General features: G+C 65.7%; 11 protein-coding genes. 9 read left to right on the top strand and 2 right to left on the bottom strand.

Features of this window, described 5'->3' with window-relative positions; genetic code table 11:
• The first annotated feature begins 170 nt into the window (after positions 1-170).
• A complete protein-coding gene (locus tag K359_RS0127365; protein ID WP_051346442.1) occupies positions 171-1,190 on the top strand; it encodes a DUF2155 domain-containing protein in 1,020 nt (339 codons plus the stop codon).
• A 113-nt stretch (positions 1,191-1,303) separates the two neighbouring features.
• On the opposite strand, the gene aat is transcribed toward K359_RS0127365, so the two are convergent.
• A complete protein-coding gene (gene aat / locus K359_RS0127360; protein WP_029082176.1) occupies positions 1,304-1,984 on the bottom strand; it encodes a leucyl/phenylalanyl-tRNA--protein transferase in 681 nt (226 codons plus the stop codon).
• Positions 1,985-2,209: 225 nt separating this feature from the next.
• Here aat and K359_RS0127355 point away from each other — a divergent pair, with 225 nt between their 5' ends.
• From K359_RS0127355 to K359_RS0127325, 7 genes are all read left to right on the top strand, one after another.
• A complete protein-coding gene (locus K359_RS0127355) occupies positions 2,210-3,655 on the top strand; it encodes a DASS family sodium-coupled anion symporter (RefSeq protein ID WP_029082175.1) in 1,446 nt (481 codons plus the stop codon).
• Between the two features lie 178 nt (positions 3,656-3,833).
• The gene (locus K359_RS0127350; RefSeq protein WP_051346441.1) at positions 3,834-5,162 is read left to right on the top strand and encodes an MdtA/MuxA family multidrug efflux RND transporter periplasmic adaptor subunit; all 1,329 of its coding nucleotides are present in this window, start codon (positions 3,834-3,836) and stop codon (positions 5,160-5,162) included.
• Positions 5,159-8,266 carry an MdtB/MuxB family multidrug efflux RND transporter permease subunit gene (locus K359_RS0127345; protein ID WP_029082173.1) on the top strand — a complete coding sequence of 1,036 codons (3,108 nt, stop codon included), beginning with the start codon at positions 5,159-5,161 and terminating at the stop codon, positions 8,264-8,266. The genes K359_RS0127350 and K359_RS0127345 overlap by 4 nt, the downstream gene beginning before the upstream one ends.
• A gap of 3 nt (positions 8,267-8,269) precedes the next feature.
• Positions 8,270-11,554 carry an efflux RND transporter permease subunit gene (locus K359_RS0127340; RefSeq protein ID WP_029082172.1) on the top strand — a complete coding sequence of 1,095 codons (3,285 nt, stop codon included), beginning with the start codon at positions 8,270-8,272 and terminating at the stop codon, positions 11,552-11,554.
• 33 nt (positions 11,555-11,587) lie between these two features.
• Positions 11,588-13,039 carry an efflux transporter outer membrane subunit gene (locus K359_RS0127335; protein WP_029082171.1) on the top strand — a complete coding sequence of 484 codons (1,452 nt, stop codon included), beginning with the start codon at positions 11,588-11,590 and terminating at the stop codon, positions 13,037-13,039.
• Positions 13,040-13,047: 8 nt separating this feature from the next.
• Positions 13,048-13,359, top strand: a complete 312-nt coding sequence (locus tag K359_RS0127330; protein WP_029082170.1) for a hypothetical protein — start codon at positions 13,048-13,050, stop codon at positions 13,357-13,359.
• 11 nt (positions 13,360-13,370) lie between these two features.
• Entirely contained in the window at positions 13,371-13,697 is a 327-nt protein-coding gene (locus K359_RS0127325; protein ID WP_245284731.1) for a BA14K family protein, read from the top strand.
• Positions 13,698-13,709: 12 nt separating this feature from the next.
• Here K359_RS0127325 and K359_RS0127320 read toward each other — a convergent pair whose 3' ends face one another.
• Positions 13,710-14,027 carry a hypothetical protein gene (locus K359_RS0127320; protein ID WP_029082168.1) on the bottom strand — a complete coding sequence of 106 codons (318 nt, stop codon included), beginning with the start codon at positions 14,025-14,027 and terminating at the stop codon, positions 13,710-13,712.
• A 95-nt stretch (positions 14,028-14,122) separates the two neighbouring features.
• Here K359_RS0127320 and K359_RS0127315 point away from each other — a divergent pair.
• Positions 14,123-14,391 (top strand): transposase (locus tag K359_RS0127315; RefSeq protein WP_029082167.1); only part of this gene is annotated, 269 nt, incomplete at its 3' end.

Genomic DNA, 14,391 nt, shown 5'->3' with positions numbered 1-14,391 from the left:
ACGTGTCCCCGGGGCTTACCAGTGTCAGACCGGTGGCTGACCAGAGCGCCGGGGAGGGCGCCGGACCCGCCCTTTCCCCGCCCTATTTGGCGTGTTAACCGGTGCCCTGCGAGCGGCCGATATCAAGGTACAATGTCGCGAGCCCGATTCGCCTTTTAAAGCCGCGCGAGATGCTTCGAACCATTGCCCTGACTGGCTTTGCGGCCTTGGTTGCCGCCTCAACCATCTCGCTTGCGCCGCCCGCGCGCGCGCAGATCGGAACGATTTTCTCCGATCCCGCGCCGCGTCCGCCGGGCTCGATCCCGCGCGGTCAGGTGCAGCCACCCAGCGACGACGACGAGGAAGTGCCGGAATTGCCGCGCGGCCGCCTGCTGCCGACGCAGCCGCGGGCGTTGCCACCAGGGCAGGCGGTTCCGCCGCCCGGCAGTGTGCAGTCGCAGCCTTTGGCGCCGCCGCCCGGCACCACGGTCGCTCCGCCGGGCACCCAGCCCGGCGTTGCCGTGCAGCCGCCGCAGCCCGGCGGTCCTGCCGTTGCCAATACGCCGCCCGGCGCAAATCCCTTGCCGGGCCTGCCGCCGGGGCAACGTCAACCCAAGGGCACGCCACAGGGGGCTCCACAGGGCACTCCGCCGCAGACGCCGGCGGCGCTGCAGCCGGGCGACGAGGTGGTCCAGGAGCCGCCCTCGACCAAGATCACCAACAAGAAGGCGAGCTTCTCCGGCCTCGACAAGATCACTGGCCGCATCATCAATTTCGACGAGGAAATCGGCGAGACCGTGCAGTTCGGCGCGCTGCGGGTGAAGACCGATGCCTGCTACACGCGGCCGTCGACCGAAGCCGCCAACACCGACGCATTTGTCGAGGTCGACGAGATCACGCTGCAGGGCGAGGTGAAGCGGATATTCTCGGGCTGGATGTTCGCGGCTAGCCCCGGCCTGCATGGCGTCGAGCATCCGATCTACGACATCTGGCTGACCGACTGCAAAGGGCCGGACCAGACCATCGTGACCGCCGCGCCCGACCCGCCGAAGGCACCGACGCCGCCACCGCCGCCGGCCCAGAAGCGCGCGCCGCCGAAGCAGGCCGCGCCGCGTCCGCCGCCGCAGCCGCAATACCAGCAGCAGCCGCCACCTCCACCGCCCCAGCAGCAGCGGCCGGGCGGTTTGTTCGGCGGATTGTTCGGAAACTAGACGCGGTCTCGTGCCCCAGACGCAGCACAGCGCGAAGTGATGCGCTGCTGGGCCGGGGCCTATGCTTCCGATGGGAATGAGTGAGATGGGTCCCGCGTCCGGGACACGAGCCCTTAATTGCGCGCCGCGATGATCGCCAGCGCCTGCTCGCCCTTCACCGGTTGCGTCGCGTCGAGCTTGCCGAAATCCGCCGGCGTGCCAGTGATCGCCTTGTCGAGCAGCGTGCGATAGCGGCGCCGCGAGATTTCGATCGCGCCGAACGTCTTCAAATGCTCGGTCACATATTGCGTGTCGAGCAGCTCGAACCCGCCCGCGATCAGTCGTGCCACCAGATGCACCAGTGCGACCTTCGACGCATCGCGTGTGGTGTGGAACATGCTTTCGCCGAAGAAGGCGCGGCCAAGGCTGACGCCATAGAGCCCGCCGACCAAATTGTCGTCCTGCCAGACCTCGACGCTGTGGCAATGGCCTGACGCGTGCAGCCCGAGATAGAGGTCGCGGATGCGCTTGTTGATCCAGGTGTCGTCGCGGCCGGGCTGCGGTGCCGCGCAGCCGGCGATCACGGCCTTGAACGCGGTATCGACGGTGATCGTGAACGCATCCGAGCGCACGGTGCGCGCCAGGCGGGAGGCGATACGGAAGCCATCGAACGGAATCACGCCGCGCAATTCGGGCTCGACCCAGAACAGGGTCGGGTCGTCGGCGCTCTCCGCCATCGGGAAGATGCCGCAGGCATAGGCGCGCAGCAGCACCTCGGGCGTGATTTCGGAGGAGGCGGAGTCTCGTGACGTCATGGTCACGAGAATAGCAAAGCGTGCGTGGTCTTGCGATGGGGGGGCCCTCGGGTGTCGCACGGTGTTGACGAGACGCGCCGGTTCCTCCACAGGCCGCGCCGTTCGGCTGCAGTTTCCCGAGACGGACTGCGCGACCGTGCTACATTGCAACAAAAAGATGGCGGCGCCGTCCGGGACATGGCGGTTTGCACGCCCGACAATCGACACAGCTGAGGGGGACGCTGCATGAAGTGGTCATGGCGGACATTTGCGCCGTTGCTGGTCTGGCTGGTGATTTATCTGGTCCCGGTGCCGGCGGGGCTGAACGCCAACCAGTGGCACTATTTCGCGGTGTTCGCCGCCGTGATCACCGGGCTGATCCTGGAATCGATGCCGGTCGGCGCGGTTGGCCTGATCGGCCTGACGGTCGCCGGCGTCGGCGGCTATGTCGAGCCCGATCCGAACAAGTCGCTGCGCTGGATGCTCGGCGGCTTTTCCGAGAGCACGGTGTGGCTGATCGTCGGCGCCTTCGTGTTCTCGATCGGCTACCGCAAGAGCGGGCTCGGCCGCCGGCTGGCGCTGCTCCTGGTGCGCGGCCTCGGCCGCCGCACCATCGGGCTCGGCTATGCGGTGGCGTTCTCCGATCTCGTGCTGGCACCGGCAACGCCGTCCAATACCGCACGCTCCGGCGGCACGATCTATCCGATCGTCAGCAACATCCCGCGCATCTATGGCTCCGAGCCCGGTCCGACCGCGGGCAAGATCGGCACCTTCGTGATGTGGACGGCGTTTGCGACCACGGCCGTGACCAGCTCGCTGTTTCTCACCGCGCTGGCGCCGAACGCCGCCGCGCTCTCGATCGCCAAGAAGCTGGTCAATATCGAGGTCGGCTGGTCGCAATGGTTCATCGGCTTCGCGCCGCTCGGTATCCTTCTGCTGCTGCTGGTGCCGCTATTGAGCTACGTGATCTGCCGGCCCGAGATCAAGGAGAGCCCGGAGATCGTGACCTGGAGCGAGGGCGAGCTCACCAAGATGGGCCCGCCGTCGCGGCACGAATGGATCATGGCGGTGCTGGTGCTGCTCGCGATGTTCCTGTGGATCTGCGGCTCCAATCCCAATATCAGCGTGCCGCTGCTCGGCTCGAACTTCATCAACGCGACCACGGTGGTGTTCGTCGTGATCTCGCTGATGCTGCTCACGGGCGTGATCGCGTTCGAGGACATCGTCGCCGAGAAGAGCGCGTGGGAGGTATTCTTCTATTTCACCTCGCTGCTCACGCTGTCGTCAGGCCTCAACGAAATCGGCTTCATCAAATGGGTGGCCGAAGGCTACGCGAAGCCGCTTGCCGGGATGTCGCCGTTCGTCGGAATGATCCTGCTCGTCTCGTTCTTCTTCTGGATCCATTACTTCTTCTCGAGCATCACCTCGCACGCCGCTGCCGTGCTGCCGGTGGTGCTCGCCGTTGGCTCCAGTATTCCCGGGCTCTCGGTGCAGACCCTGATGCTGCTGTGTGTCTATTCGCTCGGGCTGATGGGCGTGATCTCGCCCTACGCCACGGGACCGGCGCCGATGTATTACGGCAGCGGCTATATCGGCAAAGGCGACTTCTGGAAGTTCGGGCTGATCTTCGGCGCGATCTACTTTGCCGGATTGTTGCTGATCGTGTTGCCCTGGTTACAAACGATCGGGTAAAATAGCCACAATCCAGCGGGAAACAGCGGCCGGCCGGGAAGGAGGGACTTTCCTTTCCGATTCTTAACGCGCTTTGTCTGGCGGAAGCGATCAAAATGCTTCCCGAATGTGGCGCGCGCGGATCTCAGGGGACACATAGAGTCGCGCGAGCTCTTTCGTGTTTCTTCGTGGGCAAGTTATGGACCAGCATATAAAAGACCCGTCGATCGTCGCGCCCGAGCCGGTCAGGCGAACGTCGCGCGGCCGAGGGATTTTGACCGGATTTCTCGTGCTGGCGGTGCTTGCCGGCATCGTCTGGTGGACGCGCCAGCAAAGCCCGCCGCAACAGGCCGGCGGCGGCCGCAATGCCGGGCCGATGTCGATCGTGCCGGAGACCGTCGGCAAGGGCGATATCGGCGTCAGCCTCAATGCGCTGGGCACCGTGACGTCGCTCGCCACCGTGACGATCAGGAGCCAGATCAGCGGCTACCTGATGAAGATCGATTTCAAGGAGGGCGACGAGGTCAAGAAGGGCGACCTGATCGCCGAGATCGATTCGCGGCCCTATGAGGCGACGCTGGCGCAGGCCAAGGGCACTCTGGCGCGCGACGAGGCGCAGCTGAAGGGTGCCCAGGTCGATCTCACCCGCTACCAGAACCTCGCCACGCAGAACGCGGTGCCGCACCAGACGCTCGACACCCAGGTCGCGCTGGTCGCGCAGTATCAGGGCACTGTCGAAGCCGACCGCGCCTCGGTGAAGTCCGCCGAGGTGAATTTGCAATATTGCCACATCGTGTCGCCGATCAACGGACGCGTGGGCCTGCGCCAGGTCGACCTCGGCAACTATGTGACGCCGGGCGACACCAACGGCCTTGTCGTGATCACGCAGCTCGAGCCGATCAGCGTGCTGTTCACGCTGCCGGAGGACAATCTGCAGGCGGTCGCCAAGCGGCTGAAGGAAGGCGCCGTGCTGCCGACTGCGGCCTATGACCGCAGCAGCGCCAACAAGCTCGCCGACGGATCGCTGCAGACCTTCGACAGCCAGATCGACGCGACCACCGGCACGATCAAGCTGCGCGCCCAGTTCGAGAACGACAAGCGCACGCTGTATCCGAACCAGTTCGTCAACATCCGCCTGCTGCTCGATACCCACAAGGACGCCACCACGATGCCGACCGCCGGCATCCAGCGCGGCGTCCCCGGCACCTTTGTCTATCTCGTCAACGCCGACAGCACGGTCTCGGTGCGCCCGGTCAAGCTCGGCGTCACCGACGGCGACCGGGTCGAGGTGCTCACGGGGCTGGTGCCCGGCGACCGCATCGTGATCGATGGCGCCGACAAGTTGCGCGAGGGCGCCAAGGTGATCGTGCGCTCCGCCGCCGATGCCGCGAACCCGGCCGCTGCGGCCAAGGGCGCGGCGACGGGTGGCGCGAACGGCGCGGCGATGGGAGATAGCAAGGGCGGCGCCGAACCCGACAAGGCGGGAGGCGGCCACCGCAAGCGTTCCGAGGACGGGCAGACGAAATGAACCCGTCTCGGCCATTCATCCTGCGGCCGGTGGCGACGACCCTGATGATGATTGCCATCATGCTGTCGGGCATGCTGGCGTTCAGATTCCTGCCCGTCGCGGCGCTGCCGGAAGTCGACTATCCGACCATCCAGGTGCAGACCTTCTATCCGGGCGCGAGCCCCGACGTGATGACCTCGTCGGTGACGGCGCCGCTCGAGGTGCAGTTCGGCCAGATGCCGAACTTGAACCAGATGAGCTCGGTGAGCTCGGCCGGCTCGTCGGTGATCACGCTGCAGTTCGGCCTGTCGATCTCGCTCGACGTCGCCGAGCAGGAGGTGCAGGCCGCGATCAATGCCGCGGGCAATCTGTTGCCGTCGGACCTGCCGGCGCCGCCGATCTACGCCAAGGTCAACCCGGCCGACGCGCCGATCCTCACGCTCGGCCTGACCTCGAAGACCATGCCGCTGACGCAGGTCAACGATTTCGTCGACACGCGGCTGGCGCAGAAGATCTCGCAGCTGCCTGGTGTCGGCCTCGTCAGCATCAGCGGCGGCCAGCGGCCCGCGGTGCGCATCCAGGCCGACATCCGCAAGCTCGCGGCCTATGGCCTCAACATCGACGATCTCCGCACCACGCTCGGCAACGCCAATGTCAACACGCCGAAGGGCAATTTCGACGGCGCGATGCGCGCCTACACCATCAACGCCAACGACCAGATCCGCAATGCCAGCGACTACCGGTCGCTGATCATCGCCTACAAGAACGGCTCGCCGGTCCGGCTCAGCGACGTCGGCAACGTCATCGACGGCGCGCAGAACGACAAGCTCGGCGCCTGGATGAACGAGACGCCGGCGATCATCCTCAACATCCAGCGCCAGCCCGGCGCCAACGTCATCTCGGTGGTCCAGGGCATCAAGGCGCTGCTGCCGCAGCTCCAGGCCACGCTGCCGGCCGCGATCGACCTCAACATCCTGACCGACCGGACCGTCACGATCCGCGCCTCGGTCCGCGACGTCGAGTATGAGCTGTCGCTCGCGGTCGTCCTGGTCGTGCTGGTGATCTTCGTGTTCCTGCGCTCGACCCGCGCCACGCTGATCCCGAGCCTGTCGGTGCCGCTGTCGCTGGTCGGCACGCTCGGGGCGATGTATCTGTTCGGCTTCAGCCTGAACAATCTGTCGCTGATGGCGCTGACGATCGCGACCGGCTTCGTGGTCGACGACGCCATCGTCGTGATCGAGAACATCTCGCGCTACATCGAGGAGGGCGAAACGCCACTTGAGGCGGCGCTGCGCGGCTCCGAGCAGATCGGCTTCACCATCATCTCGCTGACGGTGTCGCTGATCGCGGTGCTGATCCCGCTGCTGTTCATGGGCGATGTCGTCGGCCGCCTGTTCCGCGAATTCGCGATCACGCTGTCGGTCACGATCCTGATCTCCGCCGTGGTGTCGCTGACACTGGTGCCGATGGCCTGCGCCAAGCTCCTGAAGCCGGAAAGCATGACACGCGAGAACACCTTCCAGCGGCTCAGCCGGGAAGGGTTCGATTACGTCATCGCGATCTATGCCCGGATGCTCAACTGGGTGCTGGATCGCCAGACGCTGGTGCTGTTGGTCGCGCTCGCCACCTTTGGGCTGACCGCGCTGCTCTACATCGTCATCCCCAAGGGCTTCTTTCCACTGCAGGACACCGGCGTGATCCAGGCGATCTCGGAGGCGCCGCAATCGGTGTCCTATGCTGCGATGGCTGAGCGGCAGCAGCGGCTCGCCAGCGCGATCCTGAAGGATCCGGACGTGGAAAGTCTGTCGTCCTTCATCGGCGTCGACGGCACCAACACCACGCTCAACAGCGGCCGTATCCTGATCAATCTGAAGCCGCATGAGCAGCGCAAGGCCGGCGTCGCGACGATCATGGACCGGATCAAGGCGAGCACGGCCGCGCTGACCGGCATCACGCTCTATATGCAGCCGGTCCAGGACCTCACCATCGAGGGCACGGTGAGCCGGACGCAGTACCAATTCATCCTGCAGGACGCCGATCCGAACGAGCTCGCGGAATGGACGCCGAAGCTGGTCGACAAGCTCAGGGAATTGCCTGAACTAAGCGACGTCACAAGCGACATCTCGGCGCAGGGGCTCTCGGTGTTTGTGGACATCGACCGCGACCAGGCCGCGCGGTTCGGCATTACGCCGGCCACCATCGACAACGCTCTGTACGATTCCTACGGCCAGCGCATCGTCTCCACCGTGTTCACCAATTCGAACCAGTACCGCGTGATCCTGGAGGCCGACCCGTCGCTGCAGAATTCGCTGGACTCGCTGTCGTCGATCTATCTGCCGTCATCGGTGGGCTCGACGCCGGTGCCGCTGTCGGTGATGGCCAAGATGCGGGTCGAGACCGCGCCGCTGCAGGTATCGCATCTCGGCCAATTCCCTTCGGCAACCGTCTCGTTCAATCTGGCGCCGGGCGCCTCGCTCGGCGGCGCGGTGACCGCGATCAAGCAGGCGCAGGCCGACATCAACCAGCCGCTCGGCATGATCACGAGCTTCCAGGGCGCGGCGCTGGCGTTCCAGTCGTCGCTCTCAAATCAGCTGTTTCTGATTCTGGCCGCGATCATCACGGTCTATATCGTGCTCGGCGTGCTCTATGAGAGCTTCATCCATCCGCTGACCATCCTCTCCACGCTGCCCTCGGCCGGCATCGGCGCGTTGCTGGCGCTGATGATGGCCGGGCAGGATCTCACGATCATTGCGATCATCGGCATCATCCTCTTGATCGGTATCGTGAAGAAGAACGCGATCATGATGATCGACTTCGCGCTCGATGCCGAGCGCAACGAGGGCAAGCCGCCGCGCGAGGCGATCTACCAGGCCTGCCTGTTGCGGTTCCGGCCGATCATCATGACGACGATGGCCGCAGTGCTCGGCGCGCTGCCGCTGATGCTCGGCAGCGGCGCCGGCTCCGAGCTGCGGCATCCGCTCGGCATCTCCATCGTCGGCGGCCTTTTGCTCAGTCAGCTGCTGACGCTGTTCACGACGCCGGTGATCTATCTCTGGTTCGATCGCCTCGCGCTGCGGTTTGCCGGGCGGTCGGACGAGGTCGGCGAGGCGAGCGAGTCGCGTTGAACCATGGATCCGTCAACGCCCTTCATCCGCCGGCCCGTCGCAACCACGTTGTTGACCTTCGGACTTGCGGCCGCCGGCATTGTCGCGTTCTTCAAGCTGCCGGTGTCGCCGCTGCCGCAGGTGGATTTTCCGACCATCTCGGTGCAGGCGACGCTGCCCGGCGCCAGCCCGCAGGACGTCGCGACCACGGTCGCCAGCCCGCTGGAGCGGCATCTCGGCCAGATCGCCGACGTCAGCGAGATGACGTCGTCGAGCTCGGTCGGCCAAACCCGGATCACGCTGCAGTTCAACCTCAATCGTGACATCGACGGCGCGGCGCGCGACGTGCAGGCCGCGATCAACGCGGCGCGGGCCGATCTGCCGACCAGCCTGCGCAGCAATCCGACCTACCGCAAGGTCAATCCGGCCGACGCGCCGATCCTGATCCTGACCCTGACGTCGGACACGCTGACGCGCGGCGCTCTCTACGATGCCGCGTCCACGGTGCTGGCGCAGAAGCTGTCGCAGGTCGAGGGCATCGGCGAGGTCGTGGTCGGCGGCAGCTCGCTGCCCGCCGTCCGCGTCGACCTGATCCCGCAGGCGCTCTACAAATACGGCATCGGGCTGGAGGATGTCCGGGCGGCGCTGTCGAGTGCCAACGCCCACAGCCCGAAGGGCGGCATCGATGTCGGCGACCAGCGCTACCAGGTCTATGCCAACGACCAGGCCAACAAGGCCGACGACTACAAGCCGCTGATCGTGGCCTATCGCAATGGCGCGCCGGTCCGCGTCTCCGATGTCGGCGAGGTGACCGACGGCGTCGAGAATTTGCGCAACGCCGGGCTCGCCAACGGCAAGCCCGCGGTGCTGCTCATCCTCTACCGCCAGCCGAACGCCAACATCATCAGTACCGTTGACCTGGTGAAGGGGCTGATGCCGCAGCTGCAAGCCTCGATTTCGCCGGCGATCGACATCGGCCTTGCCGTGGACCGCTCGACCACCATCCGCACCTCGCTCAGGGACGTGGAGCGGACCCTCGTCCTGGCCGTGCTGCTGGTCATCATCGTGGTGTTCGCGTTCCTGCGCAGTGCGCGCGCCACATTCATTCCCGTCGTGGCGGTCTCGGTGTCGCTGGTTGCAACCTTCGGGGCGATGTACCTGTTCGGCTACAGCCTGGATAATCTGTCCCTGATGGCGCTGACGGTCGCGACCGGCTTCGTGGTCGACGATGCCATCGTGGTGCTGGAGAACGTGACCCGCTACATCGAGGACGGCTTGAGCCCGCTCGAGGCGGCGTTGAAGGGCGCCAACGAGGTCGGCTTCACGGTGCTGTCGATGAGCATCTCGCTGATCGCGGTGTTCATCCCGATCCTGCTGATGCAGGGCATCGTCGGCCGGCTGTTCCGCGAATTTGCGATGACGATCTCGATCTCGATCCTGATCTCGCTCGCGGTCTCGCTCTCGACCACGCCGATGATGTGCGCGGTACTGCTCGAGCCGGACAAAGGCGGCCACGGGCGGCTCTATTGGGCCAGCGAGCGCTTCTTCGAGGCGATGCTGAATTTCTACCGCAGGACGCTGACCGCAGCGCTGGCGCATCCGCAGTCGGTGATGCTGATCTTGGCGGCGGTGTTCGGCCTCAACTTCTATCTCTACGACGTGATTCCGAAGGGCTTCTTCCCGCAGCAGGATACCGGGCGGCTGGTCGGCTCGATCCAGGCCGACCAGAGCGTCTCGTTCCAGCTGATGCAGCAGAAGCTCGCGCAGTTCGTCGGCATCATCAAGCGCGATCCGGCGGTGGAGACGGTGGTCGGCTTTACCGGCGGCGGGCAAACCAATTCCGGCTTCGTGTTCGTCTCGCTGCGTCCGCTCGACCAGCGCAAGATCGGCGCCGACGGCGTGATCTCGCGGCTGCGGCGTGAGATGTCGGTGGTGCCCGGCGCGAGCCTGTTCCTGCAGGCGGTGCAGGACATCAGGGTCGGCGGACGGCAGTCCAACGCGCAGTATCAGTACACGCTGCAGGGATCGACGCTGGAGGAGCTCAATGAATGGACGCCGAAGATCGCGGCGGCCCTGCAGCGCGATCCGAACCTGGCCGACGTCAACAGCGACCAGCAGAACAAGGGCCTGGAGTCCGATCTCGTGATCGACCGCGACGCCGCGGCGCGGCTCGGCATCACGGTCAGCCAGATCGACAACACCCTCTACGACGCCTTCGGCCAGCGGCAGGTGTCGACCATCTATGTCGCGCGCAACCAGTACCACGTCATCATGGAGGTCGCGCCGCGCTATTGGCAGAACCCGCAGACGCTAAAGGACGTTTATATCAGCACGTCGGGCGGATCGGTCGGCGGCTCGGAGGCCACCAACGCGGTGGCGGGCACGGTGGCGGCGCCGGGGACCTCAAGCGCCGCCAATTCGGCCAATGCCCAGGCCGCACGCAATCAGGCCACCAATTCGATCGGGTCGACCGGGAAGGGCGTGGCCTCGACCGGTTCGGCCGTCTCTACCAGCAGCGAGACCATGATCCCGCTGTCGGACGTCGCCGCCTTCAAAGAGGGCGCGACGCCGCTTGCGGTCAATCACCAGGGCCTCCTGGTCGCCAACACGATCTCGTTCAACCTGCCGCCAAACGTGTCGCTGAGCACCGCGGTCGGAAGCATCGAGGCGACCATGAACCGGATCGGCGTCCCGGCCACGATCCGCGGCACCTTCCAGGGCTCTGCGAAGGCGTTCCAGGATTCGCTCGCCAACCAGCCATTCCTGATCCTGGCAGCGCTGGTGACGATCTACATCGTGCTGGGCGTGCTCTACGAAAGCTTCGTTCATCCGCTGACAATCCTGTCGACATTGCCGTCGGCGGGTGTGGGCGCCTTGCTGGCGCTGATGGCATTCAAGACCGAGTTCAGTATCATGGCGCTGATCGGCGTCATCCTGCTGATCGGCATTGTGAAGAAGAACGCCATCATGATGATCGACTTTGCGCTGGAGGCAGAACGCAAGCGCGGGCTGGAGCCGCTCGAGGCCATCAGAGAGGCATGCCTGCTGCGCTTCCGACCGATCATGATGACGACGATGGCTGCGCTGCTCGGCGCGGTGCCGCTCGCCATCGGCATGGGCGATGGCGGCGAGCTGCGGCAGCCGCTCGGCATCGCCATCGTCGGCGGCCTGATCCTGAGCCAGGTCCTGACCCTCTATACGACGCCGGTCATCTACCTCTATCTCGACCGGTTCCGCTTGTGGGCCCAGCGCGTCCGCCGCGGCGGCGCCATGCGGACGCCGGGCTCCTCACTTCAACCGGGCGAGTAAATGCCGACAGTTGCAGCGTTGCGAAATCTTCAGGTGTTGCGGAAACCGGTCCGGTTGCTGCGCGTAGGGGCGTTCGGCGGCCTCAGCCTTGGTCTGAGCCTTGGCCTCTCCGGGTGCATTCCCGGGGCGGAGAAGCCCGAGCTCAGTCTCGAAGTGCCAGCGAGCTATCGCGCCGCCGCCAAGGGCGATGTCGACGCGGCAGTTCCGGCGCTTGCCTGGTGGCGCGGTTTCCGCTCGCCCGAATTGATCGGGCTGATGGAGTCCGCGCAGCTCTATAATCTCGACATCGCGGTGGCGATCGCCCAGATCGTGCAGGCCGATGCCCAGGTCGGCGTCTCCGGCGCGGCGCTGCTGCCGTCGATCTCCGGATCGGCCAATGCCGAGCGTCAGCGTGTGGCCACGGGATCGAGTTCGTCGCTCGGCGGGAGCGGGACGTTCTCGCAATACAGCCTGGGGCTGAGCGCGAGCTATATCGTCGATTTCTGGGGCAAGAACCGCGCCACGCTATCGGCGTCGGAGGAGAGCGCCACCAGTGCCCGCTACAATCGCGAGGTGGTCGCGCTGACCACGATGGCAACGGTTGCCAATACCTATTTCCAGGTGCTGGCGGCACAGGACCAGATCAAGGCCACCCGGCGCAATCTGGCGGCGGCAGAGCGCATCCTCGCTTTGATCAAGTCGCAGTTCGCCGGCGGCACCGCCTCGCAGCTCGATCTGTCGCAGCAGGAGGCGCTGGTTGCCACGCAGCGCGCGGCGATCCCGCCGCTCGAGGTGACGGTCGGGCAGAACATCGCTTCGCTCGCCGTGCTGGTCGCGCGCGCGCCGGCCAATTTCACGGTGCGCGGCGGCAGCACCACGCAAATCGCGGTGCCGCGCGTGACCCCGGGAATGCCGTCGGAACTGCTCTATCAGCGGCCTGACGTGCGCCAGGCCGAGGCGCAGCTCGCATCCTCCAATTTCAGCGTCGACGCGGCGCGCGCGGCGTTCTTCCCGCAGATCCAGCTGACCGGCACCACCGGCTTCCAGAGCGTGGCGCTGGCCTCGCTGTTTGCACCGGGCGGCTGGTACTACACGCTTGCCGCCGGGCTGACGCAGCCGCTGTTCGACGGCTTCCTGCTCGAAAGCCAGCTCAAGCTCGCCAAGGGCCAGCAATTGCAATTCCTCCAGGCCTATCGCAAGGCGGTGCTGTCGGCCTTCGCCGATGTCGAGAAGGCGCTGATCGCGCTGCAACAGTTCACGCTGCAGGAGCGGCTGCAGTCCGACGTGGTGGCGAGCTCACGCAAGGCGTTCGAGGTCTCCGAGACGCAGCTGCGCGGTGGCACGGTCAATCTCATCACCGTGCTGCAGACGCAGCAGACGCTGTTTACGGCTGAACTGAACCTGGTCACGGTGAGGCTCAACAAGCTGCTCGCCGCGAGCAGCCTGTTCCAGGCGCTCGGCGGCGGCTGGACGCCCGCCGGCACGCTTGCGGCGGCGGTGCAATGAGGTCGGTCATGCAGCGGTTCGTCACACTCGTCGTCGTTACCCTCGTCATCGCGCTGGGCGCGCCGCTCGGCACAGCCCGGGCACAGCAACGCGCAGCGAACGGCGTTCCGCTTGCCTTCGGCATGAGCGCCGACCAGGCCAGCCAATCGCTGGGCGTTCCCCTGAATTACGTTCGCGGCACGCCGGGCAATGAATTGTTCGTCGCGCTGCCCAATGTCAGGGGCAGCGTGCTGTCGAGGCGCAGCGACGGGCTCTATCTGCAATTCGGCAAGGGTCGCCTGATCGCCTGGAAGGGCGACTGGGGGACCAATCCGCAATGAGGGTTTTGGCCATGACTGCCATCAGAGGACTGATCGCCTGCGCCGTCATCGCGCTCGGCGCGGCCGCGGCGTCGGCACAGGAGCGGCCGCTGCGCTACGGCAACACCGGCGGCGCGTATTTCGACGGCCGGGACGACGACCGCGATTTTCGCAGCAACGGCTATTTCCCGGGCAGCTTTGCCGCCGATCCCTTCAGCGCAGGGTTCGGGGCGGCGGGCCTGTTCGGCTCGACGCCGTGGCACTCTGCGCGGCCGTATCCGTCGCAGGTGATCTTTGGCACGCCGTGTCAGGATTGCCGCCAGTACCGGACGCGGCGGCACCGCGACAGGCAGGATTGAGAGGCGGGTGTTTTAGCCCTGAATACGCACAAGCTCGTCGATGATGCGCGGCTTCATCCAGCCGACCTTGTCGACGATCTCCTGGCGCAGCGTGTCCTTCTCCGTCTCATATTGTTCGCGCGTGATGCCGCCTTCGCCGCCGGTGGCCGTGACGCCGTATAATTCCAGCGCAGCCTCGTGGCGCGCCTTCCATGCGGTCACGTGCTTGGCCACGACGTCGGTGACGGCAGGCACGGTGCCGGGATGGCCGGCGATGCCGCACATTTGCCTGGTGCGCTCGTCTGCCGCCAACATCAGCACGTTCCAGTCGTCGAAGCCGATCAGGTTCATGCTCGCATAGAGGAAGGGTATCCCTCCATTGAGGGCCGCCTTGTTTGACGGACGCGAGCGCTGCAGGTCCTAGGGGTAATCCTAGGAGAAGCGCTATGACGATTTCGCGGGCAGAGGTGATCACATCGGTCGAGCGGCGGCGTCGGTGGTCACAGGATGAGAAGGAACGGCTAGTTGCAGCATCGTTCGAGCCCGGAGCCACTGTTTCCGAGGTGGCTCGCATGGCCGGCCTTCATGTGAGCCAGCTGTTCAGGTGGCGCAAAGAGCTTTGCAAGCACGGTGAAACGAGTGTAGCGCCGTTGGTGCCGGTCGAGATTGGGCCGTCTGTGCCGCCGCGGGATGTGGCCGAAGCGCCATTGACGAC

It is taken from the genome of Bradyrhizobium sp. th-b2 (assembly GCF_000426785.1).
GTDB lineage: Bacteria > Pseudomonadota > Alphaproteobacteria > Rhizobiales > Xanthobacteraceae > Bradyrhizobium > Bradyrhizobium septentrionale.
Note: the sequence above shows the minus strand (reverse complement) of the source record. Positions and strands in the feature narration are given on the sequence as shown.

What these genes read in the sequence shown, in the direction of transcription:
- K359_RS0127350 (WP_051346441.1), top strand. Translation starts at nt 3,834, where the DNA reads ATGGACCAGCATATAAAAGACCCGTCGATCGTCGCGCCCGAGCCGGTC.
- K359_RS0127320 (WP_029082168.1), bottom strand. Translation starts at nt 14,027, where the DNA reads ATGAACCTGATCGGCTTCGACGACTGGAACGTGCTGATGTTGGCGGCA.
- aat (WP_029082176.1), bottom strand. Translation starts at nt 1,984, where the DNA reads ATGACGTCACGAGACTCCGCCTCCTCCGAAATCACGCCCGAGGTGCTG.
- K359_RS0127365 (WP_051346442.1), top strand. Translation starts at nt 171, where the DNA reads ATGCTTCGAACCATTGCCCTGACTGGCTTTGCGGCCTTGGTTGCCGCC.
- K359_RS0127330 (WP_029082170.1), top strand. Translation starts at nt 13,048, where the DNA reads ATGCAGCGGTTCGTCACACTCGTCGTCGTTACCCTCGTCATCGCGCTG.
- K359_RS0127355 (WP_029082175.1), top strand. Translation starts at nt 2,210, where the DNA reads ATGAAGTGGTCATGGCGGACATTTGCGCCGTTGCTGGTCTGGCTGGTG.
- K359_RS0127345 (WP_029082173.1), top strand. Translation starts at nt 5,159, where the DNA reads ATGAACCCGTCTCGGCCATTCATCCTGCGGCCGGTGGCGACGACCCTG.
- K359_RS0127340 (WP_029082172.1), top strand. Translation starts at nt 8,270, where the DNA reads ATGGATCCGTCAACGCCCTTCATCCGCCGGCCCGTCGCAACCACGTTG.
- K359_RS0127325 (WP_245284731.1), top strand. Translation starts at nt 13,371, where the DNA reads ATGACTGCCATCAGAGGACTGATCGCCTGCGCCGTCATCGCGCTCGGC.